Annotated in this window: 19 protein-coding genes; 2 read left to right on the forward strand and 17 right to left on the reverse strand. The window is 71.9% G+C overall.

Features of this window, described 5'->3' with window-relative positions; translation table 11 throughout:
• The first annotated feature begins 68 nt into the window (after positions 1 to 68).
• Complete coding sequence (locus tag ACFO6V_RS01455) at positions 69 to 1,940, forward strand: HNH endonuclease signature motif containing protein (protein ID WP_377131414.1); 1,872 nt, start codon at positions 69 to 71, stop codon at positions 1,938 to 1,940.
• A gap of 54 nt (positions 1,941 to 1,994) precedes the next feature.
• On the opposite strand, the gene ACFO6V_RS01460 is transcribed toward ACFO6V_RS01455, so the two are convergent.
• From ACFO6V_RS01460 to ACFO6V_RS01520, 13 genes are all read right to left on the reverse strand, one after another.
• Entirely contained in the window at positions 1,995 to 3,089 is a 1,095-nt protein-coding gene (locus tag ACFO6V_RS01460) for a GntR family transcriptional regulator (RefSeq protein WP_377131416.1), read from the reverse strand.
• Positions 3,090 to 3,177: 88 nt separating this feature from the next.
• Entirely contained in the window at positions 3,178 to 4,221 is a 1,044-nt protein-coding gene (locus ACFO6V_RS01465; RefSeq protein ID WP_377131418.1) for a glycoside hydrolase family 76 protein, read from the reverse strand.
• Between the two features lie 58 nt (positions 4,222 to 4,279).
• Positions 4,280 to 5,533, reverse strand: a complete 1,254-nt coding sequence (locus ACFO6V_RS01470) for an ABC transporter substrate-binding protein (RefSeq protein WP_377131420.1) — start codon at positions 5,531 to 5,533, stop codon at positions 4,280 to 4,282.
• A 40-nt stretch (positions 5,534 to 5,573) separates the two neighbouring features.
• Positions 5,574 to 6,521, reverse strand: a complete 948-nt coding sequence (locus ACFO6V_RS01475) for a carbohydrate ABC transporter permease (protein WP_377131422.1) — start codon at positions 6,519 to 6,521, stop codon at positions 5,574 to 5,576.
• Positions 6,518 to 7,393 carry a carbohydrate ABC transporter permease gene (locus ACFO6V_RS01480; protein WP_377131424.1) on the reverse strand — a complete coding sequence of 292 codons (876 nt, stop codon included), beginning with the start codon at positions 7,391 to 7,393 and terminating at the stop codon, positions 6,518 to 6,520. The genes ACFO6V_RS01475 and ACFO6V_RS01480 overlap by 4 nt, the downstream gene beginning before the upstream one ends.
• 8 nt (positions 7,394 to 7,401) lie before the next feature.
• On the reverse strand, positions 7,402 to 8,736 hold the full coding sequence (locus ACFO6V_RS01485; protein ID WP_377131426.1) for a glycoside hydrolase family 125 protein: 1,335 nt from the start codon (positions 8,734 to 8,736) through the stop codon (positions 7,402 to 7,404).
• Positions 8,733 to 10,673 carry a glycoside hydrolase family 76 protein gene (locus ACFO6V_RS01490; RefSeq protein WP_377131428.1) on the reverse strand — a complete coding sequence of 647 codons (1,941 nt, stop codon included), beginning with the start codon at positions 10,671 to 10,673 and terminating at the stop codon, positions 8,733 to 8,735. The genes ACFO6V_RS01485 and ACFO6V_RS01490 overlap by 4 nt, the downstream gene beginning before the upstream one ends.
• A 145-nt stretch (positions 10,674 to 10,818) precedes the next feature.
• A complete protein-coding gene (locus ACFO6V_RS01495; RefSeq protein ID WP_377131430.1) occupies positions 10,819 to 11,925 on the reverse strand; it encodes an NAD(P)-dependent alcohol dehydrogenase in 1,107 nt (368 codons plus the stop codon).
• Positions 11,922 to 13,430, reverse strand: coding sequence for an aldehyde dehydrogenase family protein (locus tag ACFO6V_RS01500; RefSeq protein WP_377131432.1), 1,509 nt, complete (start codon positions 13,428 to 13,430; stop codon positions 11,922 to 11,924). The genes ACFO6V_RS01495 and ACFO6V_RS01500 overlap by 4 nt, the downstream gene beginning before the upstream one ends.
• Entirely contained in the window at positions 13,427 to 14,365 is a 939-nt protein-coding gene (locus ACFO6V_RS01505; RefSeq protein WP_377131435.1) for an alpha/beta hydrolase, read from the reverse strand. Before ACFO6V_RS01505 ends, ACFO6V_RS01500 begins: the two co-directional genes overlap by 4 nt.
• A 44-nt stretch (positions 14,366 to 14,409) precedes the next feature.
• Positions 14,410 to 15,633 carry an FAD-dependent monooxygenase gene (locus ACFO6V_RS01510; protein WP_377131437.1) on the reverse strand — a complete coding sequence of 408 codons (1,224 nt, stop codon included), beginning with the start codon at positions 15,631 to 15,633 and terminating at the stop codon, positions 14,410 to 14,412.
• Complete coding sequence (locus ACFO6V_RS01515; RefSeq protein ID WP_377131439.1) at positions 15,617 to 17,692, reverse strand: acetate--CoA ligase family protein; 2,076 nt, start codon at positions 17,690 to 17,692, stop codon at positions 15,617 to 15,619. Before ACFO6V_RS01515 ends, ACFO6V_RS01510 begins: the two co-directional genes overlap by 17 nt.
• Positions 17,689 to 18,561 (reverse strand): fumarylacetoacetate hydrolase family protein, encoded by an 873-nt coding sequence (locus tag ACFO6V_RS01520; protein WP_377131441.1) that lies wholly within the window; start codon positions 18,559 to 18,561, stop codon positions 17,689 to 17,691. The genes ACFO6V_RS01515 and ACFO6V_RS01520 overlap by 4 nt, the downstream gene beginning before the upstream one ends.
• A gap of 103 nt (positions 18,562 to 18,664) precedes the next feature.
• Here ACFO6V_RS01520 and ACFO6V_RS01525 point away from each other — a divergent pair, with 103 nt between their 5' ends.
• Entirely contained in the window at positions 18,665 to 19,612 is a 948-nt protein-coding gene (locus tag ACFO6V_RS01525) for a PaaX family transcriptional regulator (protein WP_377131443.1), read from the forward strand.
• A 100-nt stretch (positions 19,613 to 19,712) separates the two neighbouring features.
• Here the strand turns inward: ACFO6V_RS01525 and ACFO6V_RS01530 are convergent, their stop codons facing one another.
• The 4 genes from ACFO6V_RS01530 to ACFO6V_RS01545 form a co-directional block, all read right to left on the reverse strand.
• Entirely contained in the window at positions 19,713 to 19,967 is a 255-nt protein-coding gene (locus tag ACFO6V_RS01530) for a hypothetical protein (protein ID WP_377131445.1), read from the reverse strand.
• A 343-nt stretch (positions 19,968 to 20,310) separates the two neighbouring features.
• Complete coding sequence (locus tag ACFO6V_RS01535) at positions 20,311 to 20,682, reverse strand: acyl-CoA thioesterase (protein ID WP_377131447.1); 372 nt, start codon at positions 20,680 to 20,682, stop codon at positions 20,311 to 20,313.
• Positions 20,666 to 21,598, reverse strand: coding sequence for an SDR family oxidoreductase (locus ACFO6V_RS01540; protein ID WP_464720274.1), 933 nt, complete (start codon positions 21,596 to 21,598; stop codon positions 20,666 to 20,668). The genes ACFO6V_RS01535 and ACFO6V_RS01540 overlap by 17 nt, the downstream gene beginning before the upstream one ends.
• A complete protein-coding gene (locus tag ACFO6V_RS01545; protein ID WP_377131450.1) occupies positions 21,595 to 22,095 on the reverse strand; it encodes a MaoC family dehydratase in 501 nt (166 codons plus the stop codon). Before ACFO6V_RS01545 ends, ACFO6V_RS01540 begins: the two co-directional genes overlap by 4 nt.
• Between the last annotated feature and the right edge of the window lie 68 nt (positions 22,096 to 22,163).

Genomic DNA, 22,163 nt, shown 5'->3' on the forward strand with positions numbered 1-22,163 from the left:
ACGTCCGCAGCAATGAGGCGTATCCATACACTTATGGTTGGCGATGAGAGTGGAGGAGGTGTGCTCGCATGAGCGGAGAACGGTGTGACGACGGCGGGCACGGCGCGCTCCGGTACGACGCGTTCCTGGCCGGTGGTTCCAGAGCTGGCGACGACGAGGCGGTACCCGACGACGCGCCATTCGACGATGTGACGCCGCTCGACGATGTGCTGCCCGCCTGGGATGCGGACGCGAGCGCTGCCCTGGACGGGCCACCCGGCGGACCACCGCCCGACTGGCCGCCGGATGTCGTACCGATCGTGTTGTGGCCGGTCGAGACCCTGCGCACGGCGTTGAGCGGGGCGCCGGGCGTGCAGGTGGCGCGGGTGGTGGCCGAGGTCACCGACTTGGAGAACGGTCTGCTGGGCGACCTGTCGGACGACGCTCTGGGCGATCTGGTCATGGCGTTGGGCCGGTTGCAGTCCTGGTCCGCGGGCTTGCAAGCGAGGGTCGTCGCCGAGCGTGCCGCGCGGGAAACTCACCCGTTGGCACACAGCTCGCTGGTCGGGCAGGTCACCAGCGAGCTCGTCGTGACCGAGCCCGAGGCCGTGGAGGTCGTGGTCCGGGCCGAGTCCGGTACCCAGCACCCCACCGTCATCCAGGCGTTGGTGGCGGGGCGGATCGATGTGCGCAAGGCGCACACCCTGCTGCGGTCCGCCGCGCAGCTCACGGTGACCGAACGCGCCGAAGCGATCCAGAGATACCTGCCCCTGGCGCCCCGGCGGACGTGGAGGTGGCTACGGAACAAGATGCTCGCGTTCGCCAAGAACCGGCACGGCGCCGCGCAGACAGCGAAGGCAGAGACGGCCCGCCGCAGTGTGCAGGTGGACCGGGCGGAGAACGACATGGGCTGGCTGTCCGCGTACCTGCCCGCGACCGACGCAGCGGCAGTCTGGGGCGTCATCGACGACATGGCCCACCAGCTCCGCCACACCACCGGCGAGGACCGCACCCTGGGACAACTCCGTGCCGACTCCCTGACCGGCATCATCACCGGCCGCATCCTGCCCGCCGACCGCCTCACCGACACGGACACGGACACAACTGGCGCTGCCGGCTCCAGCAGCGGCGACACGAACGCCGCCGGCCTCGGCACGGCGGCGTCTGATGCCACGGACGTGCCGGTATGCACCTGCGGCGGCAAGACACCCGTCCAGCAGATCGTCGTGCAGCAGATCGTGCGGCCGGTGCGGATCACGCCCACCCGACCCGTGGTCCGGGTCACGATCCCCGCCACCGCGCTGCTCGGCCTGGACGACGCCCCAGGATACCTGGCGGGGTTCGGCCCCATCCCGGCCGAGACCGCACGGATCATCGCGCAGGACGCGACCTGGCAACGCCTGCTCACCGACCCCGTCACCGGAATCCTGACCGACTACTCCACCACTACCTACCAACCTGGCAAAGTCCTCCGCGCAGCCATCGAAGCCAGAGACGAGACCTGCACCTTCGGCTGGTGCGACACCGCCGCCAGCAGATGCGACCTCGACCACATCCGACCCTTCGACCACCAGCACCAGAACAGAAGCACGGGCACGGGCACGGGCACGGGGAACGCTCCCGGGCAGACCCGCGCGCAGAACCTGCACGCCCTGTGCCGCAAGCACCACCTGCTCAAGACCCACGCCGGGTGGGGTGTCGTCCGCGACCCTGCGACCGGGGTCACCACCTGGACCACCCCGACAGGCCGGACGCAGACCCGGCCACCGACCGTGCTGGACACCCACATCGAGATCGACGACATCGACCCCGACACCAGTCACGACCTGACCCTGCGCGCCCTGACCGGGCAACGCCTACCTCGCGCCTACACCACCACAGAACCCGGCACCGTACCGAACCAATCGACCGACTCGACCCACGCGACAGCCGAAACTCAACCCGATGAACCACCGTTCTGAGCGAGTGTCAGCGGTCGATGCCGGGACATCCGGCTCGGCAGACGAGGAACTACCTCAGCGCGTCGAGCTCCCCGGCACCAGCTCGGTGGGCAGCGTGACCTTGGTGACCTGCCCGACCTCGCGGATCTGGGCGAGGACGAGGTCCACCGCCTCGTGCCCCATGCGCGACTCGTCCTGCCGGATGTGGGTGAACCGGTAGCGCGCCTTGTCGTAGAACGCGTCCGGGTGGTCGAAGCAGACGATGCCGAGGTCACCGGGGACGGTCCGGCCGGCCCGCTGCGCGGCCTCCCGCAGCAGGACGGCGATGTTGTACTCGGTCGCGACCAGGCCCGTCAGGCCGGGGTTGGTGGCGAGGAACTTCTCGAGCTCGGCGATGTCGTCGTCGGGCGCGACGCCGCTCCCGGGGACCGTCGAGCGGACCTGGCGGAACTGGTGCGCCGGGTCGAACGGGATGTGCCGGGTCGCGTGCGCGGCGACGACGCCGTCGAGCCGGTCCTGCACCGTCGAGACGGTGCTCGCCGCCGACACCAGCCCGACGTGGTCGTATCCCGCGGCGAAGAGGACGTCGGCGGCCTGGCGGCCCGCGGAGACGTTGTCGGAGCAGACCGACGACACCGGGACGCCGTCGAACACGCGGTCCACGATGGCTACCGGGAACGACTGGGTGATCAGCTCGAGCACCGCCGGGGGCACGTACTGCGACGAGCTCGGCTCAAGGATCAGCCCCTGGACGCCGTCGGCCACCAGCGCCCGGACCATGTCGTCCTCCGCCTCGCGGTTGCCGAGGCTGCGCTTGACCACGAGGTTCGCGACCGTGCTGGACGCGTCGAGCAGCCCGGCCAGCACTCGCGTGCCGAAGGTGTCGTCGAAGTCGGTCAGCACGCACCCGATCAGCGGGGTGGGCCCGCTCCCGGTGCTGACGGCGTTCGTGGCGGTCTCGCTGACGACGACGGTGCCCAGCCGGGGCCGGCGCGTGATGTAGCCGTCGGCGCGCAGCAGGTCCATCGCCCGCTTGAGCGTGATGGCACTGACCCCCAGCTGCTTGGTCAGCTCCGCCTCTGCGGGCATCCGGTCGCCGACACCATAGGTGCCCGCATGGATGGCGTCACGGAGCTTCTCGTACACCTCGAGGTAGAGCGGCTGGCTCACTGATGCCCCTTCACCGGTCGGACGTGGCCAATCAGTATGACCAATGATTCCGCTGAACCCAGCATGGCCCGCCGTATGCGGCAGGTCATCACCGCGCCTCGAGCGACGCGCGCAGCTCGAGCGCCATGACCGCGCTCAGCTGGGTCGAGTAGAACACCGGCAGCTCGGCCGGACGGCGCCAGTCGCCGCCCGCCAGCAGGTACCCGTCCCGCAGGCTCGTCTCCCACAGCCGGTCGGTGCTCGTGCGGACGAACTCGACCAGCGGAGCGGCGTCGGGCGACGTCGTGCCCAGCCGGCCCAGGAGCGTGCCCAGGTAGCGGTAGAGCACGCCCTTGAACAGGCCCTCGTCTCCCCCGCCGCCCTCGCTGCCGACGACGCCGTCGGGCGCGAGCTCGCGCAGCGCCGTCGTGGCCGTGCGCAGCGCGCGGGCGACGAGCTCCGGTTCGTGCACCACCGCGTCGAGCGCGACCGCCGCCCCGATGTACAGACCCTGGTTGTAGGTGAAGCGCCACTGCGTGTCGATCCGGCCGTCGCCCTCGCGGTTGATGCCGTCCTCGACGAACCCGTCGGGCCCCACGAGCGTCGCGGCGATCCAGTCGAACGCCGCGACGCCGTGGTCCAGGTACCGCGGGTCGGGGTCGTGCTGGTGCAGGCGGGCGGACAGGATCACGAACGGGCCGTTGGCCGGCGTGTTCTTGTAGTACAGCTGCTGCTTGCGCCACGCCACGCTCGCACCCAGCGTCTCGTTCCACCCGTGCTCGACGACGTGCTCCCAGAGGGCGCGGGCGTCGTCCAGGGGTTCCTGCCGCCCGGTGGCACGCGCCAGCCGTTCCAGGGCCAGCGCGTACCAGAGCATGTCGTCGAAGTAGTCGTTGAACAACGACTCCCCGTTCCGGCCGCGCAGGTTGGCGCTCGTCGCCTCCGCCGCTGTCAGCCACGCCTTGTCCCCGGTGCGCTCGAACGCGTCGAGGCGCACGTCGATGACGTGGGCGAGCCACCAGTAGTTGAACGTCGAGTTGTCCCCGACCGGGTAGGTGTTGTCGAGCAGCTGCGGCTCGGCAGTGCCGAAGAAGTGGTCGAGACTGCGCTGCGCCAGGTCGGCGCGGTCCGGCCAGGGGTTCGGGGTCGTCATGTGGCTCCTTGGGTCACTGCGCGTCGGGCTACTGCGTCCGGTGTTACTGCGTCCGGTGTTACTGCGCGTTGTCGGCGAGGATGCGGTCGCCGAGCTCCTGGGCCTCGGCCAGCGCCGTCCGCGCGTCGGTCTCACCGCCGAGGAACTTCTCCAGCGCGGGGATGAGCGCCTTGCCCTCGACGTCGGAGGCGCCGGGGATGTTGGAGCGCACCTCGGCGTACTCCATGGTCTCGATGAAGGCCTGGTACCTGTCGTCCTCCGTGAAGTACGGGTCGTTCGCGGCCTCGACGTTCGCGGGGATCCAGCCGGAGATCTTCGCGAAGTCGACGCCGTTGGCCGGCTGCGTGGTCCACCACTTCATGAACTCCCAGGCCCCGTCGGGGTTCTCGGCACCCTCCGGGATGACCAGGCCGAAGCCGCCCATGCCCGCGCCCTGGTCGCCGTCCGGGCCAACCGGCGGCTGCACGATGCCGTAGCTCACGTCGGCCTCGTCCAGCGCGGTCAGCGCCCACGGGCCGTCGTACTTGATCGCCAGCTTGCCCTCGGCGAACGAGTCGACGCCCTCGCCGAAGCCGGGCTCGTACACGCCCGCGTCCAGCAGGCTCTGCCAGAACTCGAGCACCTCGAGGCCTTCCGGGCTGTTGAACGCGGTGGCGGTGCCGTCGTCGCTGAACATCTGGCCACCCGCCTGCTTGAGCCAGATGTTGAACAGACCCGGGTCGTCCAGCGCGAAACCGGCGACGCCCAGCTTGTCGCCGTCGCGCTGGGTGGCCGCCTCGGCGGCCGCCTTGAGCCCGTCCCAGTCGGTCGGGGGCTCGACGCCCGCCTCCTCCAGTAGGTCGGTGTTGTAGAACAGCGACCGGTTGTCGACGAGCAGCGGCAGGCCGTACGTGCCGCCGTCGACGACGAGCTCGCCCATCGCCTGGTCGTAGAACTGCGCGGTGTCGACGCCGTCGGCCTCGATGTACTCGTCGAGCGGCGCCAGCGCGTTCTTGGGCACGTACAGCGGGGTGTTGTAGCGGTCCCACAGGACGACGTCGGGCACGCTGCCGGACGCGAGCGCCGTGAGCAGCTTCTCCTCGACGAGCTCCTGGCCCACGTACTCGACCTCGTACTCGTCCTGGGACTCGTTGAAGGCGTCGGCCTGCGCCTGGAGCTGCTTGGCCTGGTCCCCGGACCAGGAGCCCCAGAACGTGACCTCCTCCGGGCCGCCGCCCGAGCCGCCGTCGGACGCGCTGCCGCAGGCGGTCAGGGTCCCGGCCAGTACCGCCGCCGCGGCGAGGGCCCCGGCCATTCGTGTCGCACGCTTCATGACGCTGCTCCTTTGCAGATGTCCTGCTCGCTGGTGTGGCTCACTTCGTTCCCGAGTGGGCGAAGTTCTCGATGATGTAGCGCTGGGCGAAGATGAAGACGACGAGGACCGGCAGGCTCGCGAGGATCGTGCCGGCGAGCAGCGGCCCGTACTCCGTCTGGTACTCGTTGACGTATCCCGCCAGGCCCACCTGGACGGTGAGCATCTCCGGGTCGTTGAGGGCGATCAGCGGCCACAGGAAGCTGTTCCAGCCGGCCTGGAACGTGAGCACGCCGAGCACGGCCAGGCCGGCCTTGGCCAGTGGCAGGTAGATGTTCCAGAAGATGCGGAACTCGCTCGCGCCGTCGATGCGCGCGGCGTCGCCGAGCTCGTCGGGCAGCGCCTGGAAGAACTGCCGCATGAAGAACACGGCGAACGGTCCGGCGGCGAACGGGATGAGCACGGCGCCGTAGCTGTTGATGAAGCCCGCGCCGCCCTCGCCGAACAGGTCGTTCCCGCCGACCAGGGGGAACCGGCGCAGCACCAGGAAGGTCGGGACCATGGTGATGATGCCCGGCACCATCATCGAGCCGAGGAACAGCGAGAACACCACGCCGCGGCCCCGGAAGCTCAGCTTGGCCAGGGCGTACCCGGCCAGACCGCCGAAGAACAGGTTGGTGGCGACGCCGCCGAGCGCGATGATCGCCGAGTTGGCCAGGTACTGCCCGAAGGGCCCGTCGGTGAACAGGGTCACGTAGTTGGCGAGCGTCGGATTCTCGGGCACGAGCTGCAGGTAGGACGAGAGGATCTCGCCCTCCGGCTTGAGCGACGTCGACAGGGTCCAGACCAGCGGCATCACCGTGGTGAGGCTGATCAGCACCACGGCGAGCGTCCACACCAGCCGGCCGAGCACCGCACGGGCGGTCGGGGGCCGCTTCTGGAGCACCGGCGGGGCGGCGGCCCTCGCGTCGGCCGGCACGTTCGCCGGCGCGTTCGTGACGGCGCTCATCGGTCCCTCTCCCGTCCGGTGGCGCGGGCGTTGGCGACAGAGAACACGAGGATGACGAGGAACAGCACGAACGAGAGCGCCGAGGCGTAGCCCATCTCCAGGCGGCCGAACCCGCGGTCGTAGATGTAGTAGACGAGGGTCAGCGTCGAGTTGCCCGGCCCGCCTTTGGTGAGCACGTAGGCCTGGTCGAACACCTGGAAGGCGGCGATCAGCAGCAGCGTGAGGATGAGGAACGTGGCCCGCGAGATCGACGGCAGCGTCACGTGCCAGAAGACGCGGAACGCCCCGGCGCCGTCGACCCGTGCGGCGTCGACCAGCTCGCCCGGCACGCCCTGGAGCGCCCCGAGGTAGATGATCATGTTGGCGCCGAACCCGGCCCAGACGCTCATCATGACGATGGCGATCATCGCCCAGCGGGACTCGTACAGCCAGGCCGGGCCGTCGATGCCGAACCAGCCGAGCACCACGTTGAGCAGGCCGTACTGCGGGTTGAGCAGCCAGAACCAGATCGCGGCGGTGGCGACCGTCGAGGACACCACCGGGATGTAGAACAGCGTGCGGAACACGCGCGACGTGCGGCTGCTGCGGTTGAGCAGCAGGGCGGTGCCGAGCGCGACCAGGACCCCGGCCGGCACATACAGGACGGTGTAGAGCGCGGTGTTGCGCACGGCCACCCAGAAGATCGGGTCGTCGACGATGCGCGCGTAGTTGGCCAGGCCCACCCACTCGAAGTCGCCGATCACCGCGTAGTCGGTGAGGCTCAGGCCGATCGCCATGACCACCGGCAGCAGCAGGAAGACCGCGAACAGCGCGACGGGCACGGCGAGGAAGATCCACGCGCTGATGGTCTGCTGACGGCGGGTACCGCTCACGGCGGCACTCATCGCGGACGCCGGTACGTGCGCAGCCCGGCGGTCTCCAGGGCGAGCTCGCAGAACATCGCGTTCGCCCAGGAGAACCACTCGCGCGTGTAGGTCGCGGGGTCGTCCACGTGGAAGGACTCGTGGACCGCGCCCGTCCCCGCGTCGGTCGCCAGGATCAGGTCCAGCAGCTCCCGGCGCTCGTCGGGATCCGTGCTGGTCAGCCCCTGGATCGCGAGCGCGATGGGCCAGACGTGCCGCTCGGGCGTGTGCGGGCTGCCGATCCCGGACGCCGCCGAACCGCTGTAGTAGTAGGGGTTCGCGTCGCTGAGGATCATCGCGCGGGTCGCGGTGTAGAGCGGGTCGTCGGCGGCGCACCAGCCCAGCAGCGGCAGGGACAGCAGGCTGGGCGAGTTGCCGTCGTCGGCCAGGAGCACTCCCCCGCGCCCGTCGACCTCGTACGCGTACACCGGCTCGCCCGCGGGTCCGGGGACGACGCCGTGCACCCGGATGCCGCGCTCGATGTCCGCCCGGAGCGCGGCGGCGTCGCCGGCCAGGACGTCGTCGTGCAGCACCTCGGACGCGAGCGTGCCGACGTAGCCGAGCACCACTACCGCGAACGCGTTGCCCGGCACGTTGTAGCCGTACCGGCACGCGTCGTCGCTCGGCCGGAAGCCCGCCCACGTCATTCCCGTGAACGCGACCTCGGGGCCGCGCCCGTCGCGCACCAAGGTGTCGGACGGCGGGCAGTCGGTCCGCTCGAACGTGTACGCGGACGTCTCGTGCCGCTGCTCGGCACGCCACAGGTCGACGACGGTGCGGGCCACCTCGTCGAACCGCGCGAGGTGGTCGGTGCGGCCGGTGATCCGCCAGAGGTCGTGGGCTAGCTGCACCGGGTAGGCGAGAGAGTCGATCTCGTACTTGCGCTCCCACACCCACGGCGACTGGCCGGTTCCCGGCTCACCCGTGCGGTCCCGGTGCCCGGCCCCGGTCGGGCCGTCGTTGAACGCGTTGGCGTAGGGGTCGTGCAGGATCGAGTCCTGCTGCCGCCGCGAGACTGCCGCGATCGTGTCGGCCAGCCGGGGGTCAGCGCCCACGAGGTGCAGGAACGGCGCGAGCTGCGTCGTGGAGTCGCGGAGCCACATCGCCGGGATGTCGCCGGTGATCACGAAGGCCGTGCCGTCCGGGTGCGGGGTGATCGTCCGGGCGAGCGTGTCCGCCATGCAGCGCTCTACGGCGTCCGCCACCCGGTCGCCCAGCCGGTCGCGCACTGCCGCGACCAGTCCTGCGAGGACGTCCGGGTCGTACAGGGCGCCGGCCGCGGGCGCGCCGAGCGGAGCTGGTGTGCTGGTCATGAATCGGTTCCCGTCGTGCGGCCGGTGTCGTCGTCGAGCGTGTAGCGGAGCGTCGCGTGGTCGAGGTCGAGATGGGTGGCACCGCCCCGCCCCGCGGTGACGACCACGGAGACGGTGTTGCGGCCGGCACGCAGCTCGGCTCCCGGCATGGTGACCGTGCGCCACGTGCCCCACGAACCCGTACCCGGGAAGGACTGGTTCGCCACGCGCGACCCGTTGACCAGCACGTGCCGCGACGCGTCGCCGGCCCCCGCCGCGTACCGCAGCGTGACGTCGTAGGCGCCGGGCCCGCTCACGGTGACGGGCAGGTCGATCCGCTGCGTGCGGGCGTCCCTCCCCGCGACGTAACCCGTCCCGGTAAAGCCCGGCTGGGTGGTCTCGACGCGGACGCCGCTCAGGCGCCCGGACTCGGCCTCCAGCTGCCGGGAGACCGTCATCCGGTCGAGGTTCAGGTAGTTCGCGCTCCCCGCGGCCGACGAGTACTCGACGGTCACGCTGTTGTGGCCCGCGCCGAGGTGGACGCCGTCGAGCACCACCTCGGACCAGCTGGACCAGGCGCCCGTACCCGGGAAGGTCAGCGCGTCCGCCACCGGGACGCCGTCGACCAGCACGCGGCGTACGGCGTCGCCGGCCGCCCCGGCGTAGCGGAACCTGAGCTGGTGCGGCCCGCCGGAGGCCGCGACGACGTCGAACGTCACGGCCTGGCCGTCGGCGTTCCAGCCGGCGAGGTAGCCGCGGCCGAGGAAACCCGGCTGGCTGCTCTCCGCGCCGAACCCGGCGGCGCGGCCGTTCTCGGCGTCGTGGATGCCGGTGCCCGGCTGGGGACCGGACCACCGGTTGGGCGTGACGACCTGGAGACCGGACACGGCGGCGGCCGCCGTCAGGCTCTGGAGCGGTTCGGCGCCGGTCGGGGCGGACCAGTTCGGGCCCACGAGGTCGTCGGACGGACGGCGGTGCGACCACGCCTGGGTCACGTTCGCCTGGAGCATGGGCAGGTACTGGTCCTGGCCGTGCTCGTTCACGAGGGTCATGAGGGTGCGCACGAGGATCGGCTTGAACCCGCCGCCGTCATTGATCCCCTCCGAGACGAAGGTGCCGCCGTTCGTCAGGTGCTCGGTCGACCAGTCGGCGGCCGCCGTCGCCTTGTCGAGGTAGGTGTCGTCACCGGTCACCGCCGCCAGCTGCGCGGCCGCCCCGATGTAGGTGCCGAAGTTGTAGGTGAAGTCCCACTTCACGAGGCGTGCGGGGTCGCCCTCGAAGTGGTCGTAGACGTGGCCGTCCTCGTGCAGGTGGGTGTCGACCCAGTCGAAGAGGGTCTTGGCCGCGGCGAGGTAGTCGGCGTCGCCGGTGGCGTCGTAGAGCCACGCCGCCGTCCAGGCAGCGGTCGCGTTGGTCGCCACGTTCTTCTGGTCGCGCACCGACTTGCGCCACCAGATCCCGCCGCCGTAGGTGTCGTCCTGGTCGGCCCAGATCGTGGCGAACAGGTCCTCGGCGCAGTCGAGGTAGCGGTCCTCGCCGGTGATCTCGTAGGCGCGCACGCACCCCTTGGCCCACCAGCCCTGGTCGTCGTTGAAGTCGTTCTCAAACGTCGGGTAGTACGCGACGAACCCGTCGTAGACGTCGTCGAGCATCCGGCGGTACTGCTCGTCGCCGGTGCGCTCGTAGGCGTCCATTACCAGGTCCCAGAGCTGCGCCTCCCACCAGAAGTCGGTGTACAGGCCGTCCTCCGGCCCGTGCGCGTGCTCCTCGTGGACCTGGCGGTCGCTGTAGGTGAAGAAGTAGTTCCGGGACGGGTCCCAGAACGCCTCGACGAACGCGTCCATCGCCGCGTCCGCGTCGCGGTCGGTCGCGGCGGTCGCGGGTGTCGTCCCGCCGACCGCCGCGCCCAGCGCGAGCGCCGTCGCTGTGAGCGCAGCCGCCAGCCTGCCGAACCTCATCGTCCGAAATTGTCCGAACCTCATCGTCCGCTCCTCCTCGTCGCGCCGACGCTGGCCCGACCTGTCGTGCAGCGTAGGAGGCAATTACACCTATGTCAACGTATTGCAATAGGTGTAATAGAAATAGTGAGCGGACGGCGGTGGGTCAGTACACGATGACCGGCTTGACGGTGGTGCCGTGGTGCATGTCGGCGAAGGCCGCGTCGAGCTCGGACAGCTGGTACTGCTTGATGAGCCGCCCGAGCGGGAGCCGGCCGGTGGCGACCAGCTCGACGAGCTGCGGGATGAGCACCTTCGGGTCGGCGTCGCCCATGGTCACGCCGCTGACCGACTTCCCGGGGAGGATCCCCTGGAAGTCCACCGGGATCTCGGTCCCGGGCGGCGGGGCGCCGCAGGTGACGAGGTGGCCCCGAGCGCCGAGCGCCTCGATCGCGGACCTGGCCACGGCCGGCACGCCCGTGGTGTCGAACGCGTGGGTCAGGCCCGCGCCACCGGTGAGCTCCGCGATGCGGGCGACGACGTCGGACTCCCGGCCGTTGATCGCGTGCGTGGCCCCGAGCCCCAGGGCGAGCTCCAGCCGTTCCGGCACGACGTCGACGGCGACGAGCAGGTCCGGCTCGCGCAGCGCGGCGGCCACCACGCCCGACAGCCCGACGGCGCCGGCGCCGAACACCGCGACCCGCGCGCCCGCCCGCACGTCGAGCGCGTTCCACACCGACCCGAAGCCCGTCATCACACCGCACCCGAGCGGGGCGAGGCTCACGAGGTCGGCGGCGGCATCCACGACGACGACGTTCCGCTCCTCGGCGATCGAGTGCTGGGCGAACGAGGACTGCGCGAAGAAATGACCGCCGAGGGGCGCACCGTCCGCCAAGAGCGTCGCGGTCCCGTCCTCGCGCGCCCCGGCGAAGAGGTTCCGGGCCAGCCAGGTGGCGCAGTAGGCAGGATGGTCGTCCAGGCACGCCGGGCAGTCGCCGCAGGACGTGTAGCTCAGCACCACCTTGTCCCCCGGGGCGGTCGTGGTGACCGCCGAGCCGACCTGCTCGACGACCCCGGCGCCCTCGTGACCGATGACGCCGGGCAGGGGGAACGGGATGCCGCCCGCCCACACGCCGAGGTCGGTGTGGCACACACCGGTGGCGACCATGCGCACGAGGATCTCGTGCTCGCGCAGGCCGGCCAGCTCGACGTCCCGCACGGTGAACGGCGCCTGAGGCGCTGTCAGGACGGCGGCCCTGGTGGTGACACTCATGACGGGTCCTCCCCGAGGTCGATCACTATCGACTTGGTGCGCTGGTAGGACGCCAGTGCCTCCGGGCCGTACTCCCTGCCCCACCCGGACGACTTGACCCCGCCGAACGGCACCGCCGGGTCGAGCACGGCCCAGCCGTTGACCCAGCAGATCCCGGCGTCGAGCCGCTTGGCGACGCGGTGGATGCGCGCGATGTCCGAGCTCTGGATGCCGGAGGCCAGGCCGTACGCCGTGCCGTTGGCCATCGCGATCGCCTCCTCCTCGGTGTCGAAGGGCTGGACGGTCAGCACCGGACCGAACACCTCCTCGCGCACGCACTCGGCGTCCGACGACAGGCCCGCCAGGACCGTGGGCCGGTAGTAGAACCCGCCCTCCAGGTCCCCGCCCAGATCCGCGGGCTCGCCGCCGCACACCACCTGCGCGCCGTCCCGGCGCGCGGTCTCGACCATGGCCGTGACCTTGTCGAGCTGCTTCTGGCTGGCGAGCGGCCCGACGACGGTGGCGTCGTCCGTGATGTCACCGAAGGGCACGCCGGGGACCGCCTGGCCGAGGATGCCCAGCACGGTGTCGTAGACCGGCCGCTCGACGAGCAGGCGCGGGCCGGCCATGCAGAACTGGCCGGCGTTGAACACGAACGCGCCGATCACGGTGCCGATCGCCTTGTCGAGGTCGGCGTCGGCGAACAGGATGTTGGCTGCGTTGCCGCCGAGCTCCGCGGTGAACGGCTTGAGGGTGCGCGCCGCGAGCGCCGCGGCGTGCGCGCCGACCTCCGTGGACCCGGTGAAGGCGACCTTGTCGACCTGCGGGTGGCCGACGAGGTGGTCGCCCAGGCTCGCGCCGGAGCCCGTGACGACGTTGAAGACGCCGCCCGGGACGCCGGCGTCCTTGAGCACCTGGGCCATGAACAGTGCGCTGAGCGGGGTGTCGCCGGCCGGCTTGTGCACCACCGAGTTCCCGGCGACGAGGGCCGGGGCGATCTTGGTCGAGGACAGGATCAGGGGGAAGTTGAAGGGCGTGATCGCCGCGACGACGCCGATGGGCTCCTTGCGGATGTACGCGTGGGCGTTGGCGGGGATCTCGCGGACCGAGCCGTCGAGGTGCTGGCCGAGGCTCGCGGCGTACTCGAACTGCAGGATCGCGTGCTCGACGTCGACGATCCGCGCGAACGTGATCGGCTTGCCGACGTCGTGGCTCTCGAGCTGAGCGAGCTCCTCGCGCCGCTCGCGCAGGATCTCGACGGCCTTCAGCAGGACGCGCGAGCGCTCCCGGCCGCTGAGGCGCGACCAGACGCCGGAGTCGAAGGACTCGCGCGCCGCGGTGACGGCCGCGTCGACGTCGGCGGCCGCAGCCCAGGCCACCGAGGAGATCACCCGGCCGGTCGCCGGGCTGATGACGTCGCGGCGTCCGCCGTCGGCCGCCTCGCGCCACTCGCCGCCGATGAAGAGGCGCCCGGGCGGGAACTGGACGCTCTCGGTGACAGCGGCGGGGTTGTCGGTGATGGTCATGATGACTGTCCTCTCGTCATTGAGAATGTCTCCCGGAGGCGCTCCGCGATGAACGCGTACGTACGCCGGGCCGTGTCGAGGTCGTTCATGTCGTAGCCGTGGTCCACCCCGGGGATGTCGACGTGGGTGACCAGGGAGCCCGCCGCGCGCAGCCGCTCCGCGTAGGCCACTCCGTCCCCGCGGAGCCGGTCCAGCTCGCAGGTCAGGACCACCGCGGGTGCGATACCGGTCAGGTCGGCCGTGTCAGCGGCGCCCGCCGGGGAGGCGAGGCGGTCCGCGCGCATCGCGGGGTCCGGGATGTAGGCGTTGTCGAAGACGTCGCCCATCCAGGGCTTGATCAGCGGGTCCGCGCCGGCCGCCACCTTGTCCCGGGCGTGCGTGACCAGGTCGAGCGGCGGGTAGTGGAGCACCTGGAGCGCGATCCGCGGGTCGCCCTGTTCCAGGGCCTGGCGCGCCACCGCTGCGGCGAGCGCGCCGCCCGCGCTCTGGCCCCCGACCGTGAGCCGGCTCCCGTCCCAGCCGTGGGCGTCCCCGTGCTCGGCGACCCACCGCACGACGTCGTAGGCCTGGTGCGGCGGGGCGGGGAACCTGTGCTGCGGCGCGACGGCGTAGTCGACGTTCACGACCACCACACCCGCCTCGGCGGCGAGGTAGCGGCACAGGGGGTCGTCGAGCTGGACGTCGCGCATGACGTATCCGCCGCCGTGGAAGTTGACGTGCACGGGAGATCCGGGGCCGCACGGGCCCGCGGGCCGGTAGACGAACGCCCGGGCCGGGCCGAGCGCCGTCGGGACACTGATCTCCGCGACGTCCGCCGGGTACTCGGGGAACGGCGCCGGCTTGCCGCGCGCGGCCAGCTTGATGCCGACGGCGGACAGCCGCTGCATCCCGAGCGCCACCGCCGAGGCCACCTGCACATTGCTGAGTACGGACATCTTCGCCACCTTCTCTTCGTGGACCTCTTCGTGGACTCGGTAGCTCAGTACCGGTAGACGGTCTGCGCGGTGTGGACGCCACGGGGGCCGTACGGGGCCTTCTCGAGCCAGTTGGACGCCGCCTCGTTCTGCGGGGCGACCTCGGCGGCGGCCCGGACCTCCTGGGCCTTCTCGGCAGTGGGGCGCAGGTGCGCCAGCGCCTCCCCTGCGGCGTCCCGGTTGAACAGTGCGGCGGACCGGCGGGCCAGGGCGAACGACTCGACCGCCGTCCGCCCGGACTCCCGGGTGCCGGCGGCGAGCGCGAGGACGACGGCGGACGCGGCCGCCTCGGCGTCGGGCACTCCCGAGTTGAGGCCCCGCGCGCCGAACGGCGCGAACAGGTGGGCCGCCTCCCCCACCAGCAGCACCCGGCGGGCGGGGTCGGCGAAGTCGTGCGCGACGAGCTGGAGGAACTGGTAGGTCGAGACCCACGACGTGTGCTCCGCGTACCCGGGCGGGAGCACCGCGTCGAGCCAGGTGCGCGCGCCGTCGGGCGAGGCGAACTTGTCCGGGTCGTCGCCGTCGACGAGCTGCAGGTCGACCCGGTAGCCGCCGGCGAACGGCACGACCAGGACGTTGCGGCCCTGGACAGCGGGGTGGGCGTAGTGGAAGTGCCGCTCCTGGGGCAGCGCCGGCTGCTCGATCTCGTCGACGTCGACGACGATGTACCAGCCGTCGTCGCGCCCGCCCTCCATCCGGGTGCCGATCTGCTTGCGGACGGCGGAGCGTGAGCCGTCGGCGGCGATCACGTACTGTGCCTGCCAGCGGTCGCCGCCCGCGGTGGTGACCCCCACGCCGTCGTCGGCGGCGACGACGGCGGAGACCTCCTGCTCCCACGCGAACTCGACCCCGGCCGCGACCGCGCGCTCGTAGAGGTACCGCTCGATCTCGACCTGCGGCAGGCTCGTGAAGTGCGGGTACGTCCCCGCCGCGGGGTCCGGGTAGGTCTTGGCGTAGACCTCCTTGCCCTCGTAAAAGGTGCGCTGGGTGTTCCAGTAGACGCCGTGCTCGTACAGCTCGGCGCCGAGCCCGGGGCTGAGCCGGTCGAGGATCTGCAGCGTCTGGCTGTGCGTGAAGATCGCGCGGCTGCCCGGCCGTTCCCGGCCGTCCGGCCCGGCCTCCAGGACGGTCACGGGCCGGCCGTAGGACCGCAGCGCCAGGGCCGCGGTCAGGCCGACGGGCCCGGCACCGATCACGAGGGTCTCGCGGACTTCAGGCGTGCTGGCCATGGTTCTCCTCTTCTGGGGTCCGGACGACGACGGCGTCCAGGACGACCGGACCGCGGGCCGTGACCCGTACCGGGTTGAGATCGATCTCGGTGATGTCGCGGTGCTGCGTGAGCACGTCGCTCACGGCGAGCAGGGTCGCCGCGAGCGCCGCGCGGTCGACCGGCGGCGCGCCCCGGAAGCCGTCGAGCACGGCGGAGGGCAGTGCGTCGACCATCTCGGCGGCACGTTCGGCGGACAGGGGCGCGAGGCGTAGGACGGGTTCCGAGCCCAGCTCCACCCCGACGCCGCCGAGGCCGAGCAGGACGACCGGCCCGAAGACCGCGTCGCGGACGCCGCCGACGATGAGCTCGGTGCCGGACGGCGCCTGCTCCTCTACGAGGTAGCGCCGTCCGGAGGTGCCGTCGATCGCGTCTATCGCGTCGAGGGCCGCGTCCAGCTCCGCGTGGCTGCGGACCCCGACGTGCACGCCGCCGACGTCGGACTTGTGCAGCACCGTCGCGTCGAGGACCTTGACGACCACGGGGCGGCCCGGGCCACCGAGCGCGTCCAGGGCCTCGTGGGCGGCGGCCCGGTCTTCGACCGCCCTACGGCCCATCGTGCGCAGGCCCTGGGCCTCGAAGAGCGCCTTGGCCTGGTCTTCGTCGAGCGCACGGCCTTCGTCCAGGTCGCCCCCGAGGGTCCGCGTGGCGGTGACGGGCGGCGCGTCGGGTACCGCGCGGGCGGCGGCGTCGCTGACCAGGGCGGCGAGCCCGATCGCGAGGTCGCCGGGGCTGGCGTAGAGCGGCACTCCGAGCTTCTCCAGCCGTGCCCGGTGCTCCTCGACGGCGGCCGCCGGTCCGCCGGTGGCGTAGAGCACCCGCCCGGCGACGCCCTCGACGGCGCTCACCGGGTCCAGGACGCCGGGCTCGTCGAGCGCGTACACGCCGACGGCGGCGATCCCTGGCTCGGCGGCGACGAGGCGCAGCACGTCGGGGAAGGTGGCCGAGGGCCGCCCGGTGTCCACCGGGTTGCGCTGGTAGGTCAGCGGCGGCAGAAGTTCGCCGAGCCTGGCGAGGGTCGCGGGGGCCAGCTCGGGGACGCGCACGCCCCGGGCGCCAAGCGCGTCGGCGACAACGAGGCCAGGCCCGGCCTGGCCGGTGAGCACCGCGACGCCGGTCGCCGACGGGGGCGCGGCGGGCAGCCGGACGGACCGCAGGGCCGCGACGGCGGCGACCATCTCGTCGAGGCCGTCGACCACTACCGCTCCCGCCTGCGCGAGCGCGGCGCGGGTCAGCGCGTAGGAGCCCGTGAGCGAGCCGGTGTGGGACTTGGCGAAGTCGCCGACGTCGGAGCGCCCGACCTTGAAGGCGACCACGGGCTTGCGGGCCGTGACCCGGCGCAAGGCCGCGACCAGGGCGGCGCCGTCCGCGACACCCTCGACATGCAGGCCGACGGCGGCGGTCGTGTCGTCGTCCGCGAAGAAGTCCAGCATCTCGGCGAAGCCGACGTCGACCGCGTTGCCCAGCCCCACGCCCAGGCGCAGGCCGATGCCCGCGCGCTCCAGCAGGAAGGCGATCGCGAGGTTGACGCCGCCGGACTGGGCGACGATCCCCACCGTGCCCGGCCGCAGCCCGGCGGCCGCGGGCATGAAGTTCGCGAACACGCCGTCGACGGGGTTCATGAAGCCGGACGTGTTGGGACCGAGCAGCCGGACGCCGCCGCGCCGCGCCGCCTCGACCGTCTGCTCCTGCAGCTCGAGGCCCTCGGGGCCGCTCTCGCCGAAGCCTCCGGCGCAGACGACGGCGGCCCGCACCCCTGCTGCCGCTGCCTCGTCGATCGTGTGCGGGACGGCCTTCGGCGGGACCACGAGGACGGCAAGGTCGACCGGACCGGGCAGCTCGCCCAGGCCGGCCAGGGCGGTGCGACCGAGGATGGCGCCGCCGCGGGGGTTGACCGGGTACAGGTCGCCGGCGAAGCCGTCGAGCGCCTGCATCATCGCGTGCCCGGCCTTGTCTGGGCTGGCCGAGGCGCCGACGACGGCGATGCTCCGCGGCCGGAACAGGGGGTTCAGCGCACTCATCGCGCACCCGGCCGGCTGCCGTAGGGGATCGCGCCGTCGTCGGTGACGGGGATGTCGAGCCGCCCGAGCCGGTCGATCTCGACAACCACGCGCTGGCCGGCAGAGATGGGCCCGACCCCCGCGGGGGTGCCCGTCGCGATGACGTCCCCGGGGTACAGGGTCATGACGTGACTGGTGTACGCGACGAGCTCGGCGACGTCGAAGATCAGCTCCTTGGTCGACACCCGCTGGCGCAGCTCCCCGCCGACCCAGCAGCGCAGCTCCAGGTCCCCGGCGTCGCCGACCTCGTCGGCGGTGGTGATCCACGGACCGAACGGCGTGAACGTGTCGAACGACTTCCGGGTCGAGCGGTCCTCGGTAGAGCGCACCGTGATGTCCAGGACAGGGGCATAACCGAGCACGTGGTCGAGGGCGTCGGCGGCGGCCACGCGGCTCGCCGTCCGCCCGATGACGACGGCGAGCTCGCCCTCCTGGTCGGTCCGCACGTCGGTGTACGGCAGCCGGATCGCGCCGTCGGGGCCGATCACCGAGGAGCTCGCCTTGAGGAACACGCCGTACTCGGCGATGGTCCTCTGCTCCCCCATCTCGGCCTTGTGGTCCAGGTAGTTGACCGGGGCGCCGACGACCTTGCCCGGGCGGGCGATCGGCGCGGCGAGCCGGGCGCCGTCCAGCGGGCGGGTGGGCAGGCCGTACAGGGGCAGGGCGGCGAGCTCGGCGAGGGTGCCGCCGCGCTCGAGGAACGCGAGCAGCGGACCGCCCGCGCCGGAGCCGGCGACTTCCACGCTGATTCCCAGGGCATCGGTCAGGTCGACGAGACGGTCCCGCACGACGGCGTGCAGGCGGGCGTCGACGGTGCTGGCTAACCTCATCGTCAGATGCTCCTTCGGTAACGTGACACAACCATCGGCGGTCGGTGTACGGTATGTCAAGCATCGAGTTCTGGCCCGAGCTCTGAACCTGGGAAGGCGACCTATGACGAAGGCGACCACAGCGAGCAGCAAGGCCGACGCCCGAACCGGCAGAGACCACCCTCGCCTGCCCCGCACCCGCCAGGGCTCGCCGCCGAGCCTGCTGCTGACCCTGCTGGGCGACTACTGGTGGGGCCGCGGCGAACCGCTGCCGTCGGCCGCGCTCGTCGAGCTGCTCGCCGACTTCGGGGTCAGCGACGTCGCCGCCCGGGCCGCCCTGAGCCGGATGGTCAAGCACGGGCTCCTCGCGACCACCCGCTCCGGCCGGAACACCTTCCACGGCCTGACGCCGCGCGCCCAGGAGGTGCTGAGCGACGGCGCCGCCCGGATCTTCAGCTTCGGCGCCGACGACGGCGCGGCCTGGGACGGACGCTGGAGCGTCGTCGCGTTCTCGGTGCCGGAGGCCAACCGCTCCGTCCGCGAGGCGCTACGCACGCGCCTGCGCTGGCTGGGCTTCGCGCCGCTCTACGACGCGCTGTGGGTCTCGCCCCACGAGCACCACGCAGAGGCGCTCGCCGAGCTGGTCGGGCTCGGCGTCACGGCGGCCACGGCGTTCGTGGCGACCGCACCCGACCTGCCCTCGACCGTGCCCCCGCAGAGCGCCTGGGACCTCGACGGCCTGGCCACGATGTACCAGGCGTTCGTCGACGAGTGGGAGCCGACCCACGCCGCGCTCGGCAGGGGGTCCATCGACCCGGTCGACGCGCTCGTGCGGCGCACCGAGCTCATGGACGCCTGGCGCGCCTTCCCCGGCCTCGACCCCGAGCTGCCGACGTCGCTCCTGCCCGCGGGCTGGCCCCGGCCGCAGGCCCGCGAGCTCTTCCTCGACACCTACGAGCGCCTCGGCGTACCCGCCTCGGCGCGCGTGCGCGAGGTCATCGGCCGCCACGCGCCCGAGCTCGCCGACCACGTGGCCCAGCGCTCGACGCCGCCGGTGCTGCCGACCACGTGAGCGGGCCGGGCCACAGCGCGTAACCTCCCGGGTCAGGCGACCCTGTCACCGCCTACCTCCCTGGTACCGGGTTCAGCGTCATGACGACGCACTGAGTTCTCTATGACAGGCTGCGGCACACCGGGGTCTCGGCGTGCCGCAGCCCGCCGCTCTCACAGAGTTCTTCGAGACGCGCAACGAGTGCCCCTGCGTCATCGGCCAGAATCTCGGCGCCGATGTCGACCCAGTGCTCTGCCGTCTCGCAAGCGACCAAGCTGTCGAACTCGGCCTGCTGACGTAGCTGCTGGTCGTCGACCTGTGATCCCTCGAGGGCCGTCCGGCAGGTCGGGGGCGTGCCGATCAGAGTCGGGAGCACGGGCCGATCCGTCAGTTCGCTCGCTGGTGCCTCGCTCCCGCATCCAGCACAAAGTGCAGCGAGTACAAGGGTCAGTACCCCTGCATGAATTGATCTCATCGCCTCCCGATCTCCAGCCGGCCGTCACGGTTCACCTCGCGATAACGCTCAAGAAGACCGGCGCAGACGAACCGCGACACCCCTCCCATCCAAGCTGTGTCTCGGCACCACCGCAGATTGCACCGGACCACACATCGCTCTCGGTAGACAGTTGGGCTCGCGTCCCCACCGGGGGTGCGTTAGCCGCTCGGCGCCTAGCACACTGATTGCGGCCGGCCCCCGAGCCACGATCGTGATCGGCCCGTCAGCTGAGCGCCACCCGCAGCTCGGCAGGCACCAGGCAGGGCCGGCCGTCGTCGTCCACGTGGACGCACGTCGTCGTGCCCTCGACGCAGCTCACGCCGTCCCGCAGCACCTGCCAGCCGTAGGTGATGGACGTCCGGCCGACCGCCGTGGCCGCGATCTCGACGACCACCTCGTCGCCGAACCGGAGCGGGCCGAGGAAGTCCACCTCCAGCCGGCGGCGCGGGAACCGGGTGAGCTCTGCCCAGCCGAGCGAGCGGAGCAGCTGGTGCTCCGCCCGCTCCGCCCACCGCAGGGCGGCCGTGTGATGGATGCGGCCGCCCGCGTCCGTGTCGGCGAACTCGACCCGGACCGGCTCACGGTGCGACGGCATCAGCGTCCAGCGGCGGCAGCGTGATGCCGCTCGGCTGCCCGGCCGGGGCGAAGGTCGACGGCCAGGCCTCGGCGATCGCCTCGGCCGACCAGCCGCCCTCGCGGTAGGTGACGGCGAGCTCCTCGGAGTACGAGTACAGCGACAGCTTGTCGCCGCCGACGCCGATCGCCTGCCCGGTGACGCCCGCGCTGCCGTCCGAGGCGAGCCACACGATCAGCGGCGCCACGTCCTCCGGTCCGCCGAGCGCGTGCTCCCGGCGCACGACGCGCGGCAGGGCCTCGCCCCGCTCGTACGCCTCGGCAACCTCCTTGTACACGGGGATGGTCGCGGTCATCGCGGTGATCGCGGTGGGGACCACCACGTTCACCGTCACCTGCGCACGCGCCAGCTCCAGCGACCACGTACGGGCCATCGCGACGACGCCGGCCTTGGCCGCCGCGTAGCTCGTCTGCCCGAAGTTCCCGTGCTGCCCTGCCGGGGACCCGATCACGACGATCCGGCCGCCCTCGCCCTGCTCCCGGAGGCGGATCGCGGCCGCGCGCACCGTGGTGAACGTGCCCCGCAGATGCGTGCCGATGACGTCGTCGAAGTCGGCGTCCGCCATCTTCCACAGCACCCGGTCGCGGAGCACCCCGGCGTTGGCCACGAGCACGTCGAGCCGCCCGAACTCCTCGACGGCTGTCGAGACGAGCAGGTCGGCGGTGCTCGTCGGGCCCACGGGGGCGACCACGGCGACCGCCGTGCCGCCCGCCTCGGTGATCGCCGCGACGGCGCGCTCGGCGGCGGCGGCGTCGACGTCGTTCACCACGACCTGCGCGCCCGCCGCGGCGAGCGCCTTCGCGTAGGCCAGCCCGAGGCCCTGCCCGCTGCCGGTGACGATCGCGACCTTGCCTGTCAGGCCGATGGGCGCGCTCATCCGAGGAACCTCAGGACCATCACGGCGACGACGCCGGGCTTGGCCTGGCCCTCCACCTCGACGACGTTCTCGAAGACCGTCTGGTATCCGCCGGGTACCTCCGTGACCTCGCGGAGCGTGGACAGCACCCGGACCCGCGCCCCGACCGGCACCGGCGCCGGGAAGCGCAGGCGGTCCAGCCCGTAGTTGATGCCGGTCGCCACGCCCGTGACCTCGAAGATCTCGGCCATGAGCGGGACGAGGAGGCTCAGCGTGAAGTAGCCGTGCACGATGGTCCCGCCGAAGGGAGACCGCGCGGCGGCGTCGGGGTCGACGTGGATGGGGTTGTGGTCGGCGGTGAGGTCGGCGAAGTCGTTGACCTCCTCCTGGCTGATGCCGCGCCACGGCGACGGGCCGAACACGGTCCCGGCGTGCTGGGGCAGGTCGGCCAGGGCCACTCTCGTGGGGGCCGGCGCCGTCTCTGTCTCTGTCGTAGGCGGTGTGGGTACTGGGGTCATCGGCTCGCTCGCAATCGAGGTCGTTGGTTCGTGCGGAAAGGTCGGGTCGGGCTGGCGGGCTCAGGGGC

Source organism: Promicromonospora alba, assembly GCF_042654905.1.
GTDB classification, from domain to species: Bacteria; Actinomycetota; Actinomycetes; order Actinomycetales; family Cellulomonadaceae; genus Promicromonospora; species Promicromonospora alba.

Coding starts and splice junctions, on each gene's coding strand:
- ACFO6V_RS01525 (WP_377131443.1), top strand. CDS start 18,665: ATGACGAAGGCGACCACAGCGAGCAGCAAGGCCGACGCCCGAACCGGC.
- ACFO6V_RS01475 (WP_377131422.1), bottom strand. CDS start 6,521: ATGAGCGCCGTCACGAACGCGCCGGCGAACGTGCCGGCCGACGCGAGG.
- ACFO6V_RS01540 (WP_464720274.1), bottom strand. CDS start 21,598: ATGAGCGCGCCCATCGGCCTGACAGGCAAGGTCGCGATCGTCACCGGC.
- ACFO6V_RS01505 (WP_377131435.1), bottom strand. CDS start 14,365: ATGTCCGTACTCAGCAATGTGCAGGTGGCCTCGGCGGTGGCGCTCGGG.
- ACFO6V_RS01545 (WP_377131450.1), bottom strand. CDS start 22,095: ATGACCCCAGTACCCACACCGCCTACGACAGAGACAGAGACGGCGCCG.
- ACFO6V_RS01465 (WP_377131418.1), bottom strand. CDS start 4,221: ATGACGACCCCGAACCCCTGGCCGGACCGCGCCGACCTGGCGCAGCGC.
- ACFO6V_RS01515 (WP_377131439.1), bottom strand. CDS start 17,692: ATGAGTGCGCTGAACCCCCTGTTCCGGCCGCGGAGCATCGCCGTCGTC.
- ACFO6V_RS01485 (WP_377131426.1), bottom strand. CDS start 8,736: ATGACCAGCACACCAGCTCCGCTCGGCGCGCCCGCGGCCGGCGCCCTG.
- ACFO6V_RS01490 (WP_377131428.1), bottom strand. CDS start 10,673: ATGAGGTTCGGCAGGCTGGCGGCTGCGCTCACAGCGACGGCGCTCGCG.
- ACFO6V_RS01520 (WP_377131441.1), bottom strand. CDS start 18,561: ATGAGGTTAGCCAGCACCGTCGACGCCCGCCTGCACGCCGTCGTGCGG.
- ACFO6V_RS01495 (WP_377131430.1), bottom strand. CDS start 11,925: ATGAGTGTCACCACCAGGGCCGCCGTCCTGACAGCGCCTCAGGCGCCG.
- ACFO6V_RS01500 (WP_377131432.1), bottom strand. CDS start 13,430: ATGACCATCACCGACAACCCCGCCGCTGTCACCGAGAGCGTCCAGTTC.
- ACFO6V_RS01470 (WP_377131420.1), bottom strand. CDS start 5,533: ATGAAGCGTGCGACACGAATGGCCGGGGCCCTCGCCGCGGCGGCGGTA.
- ACFO6V_RS01510 (WP_377131437.1), bottom strand. CDS start 15,633: ATGGCCAGCACGCCTGAAGTCCGCGAGACCCTCGTGATCGGTGCCGGG.
- ACFO6V_RS01535 (WP_377131447.1), bottom strand. CDS start 20,682: ATGCCGTCGCACCGTGAGCCGGTCCGGGTCGAGTTCGCCGACACGGAC.
- ACFO6V_RS01455 (WP_377131414.1), top strand. CDS start 69: ATGAGCGGAGAACGGTGTGACGACGGCGGGCACGGCGCGCTCCGGTAC.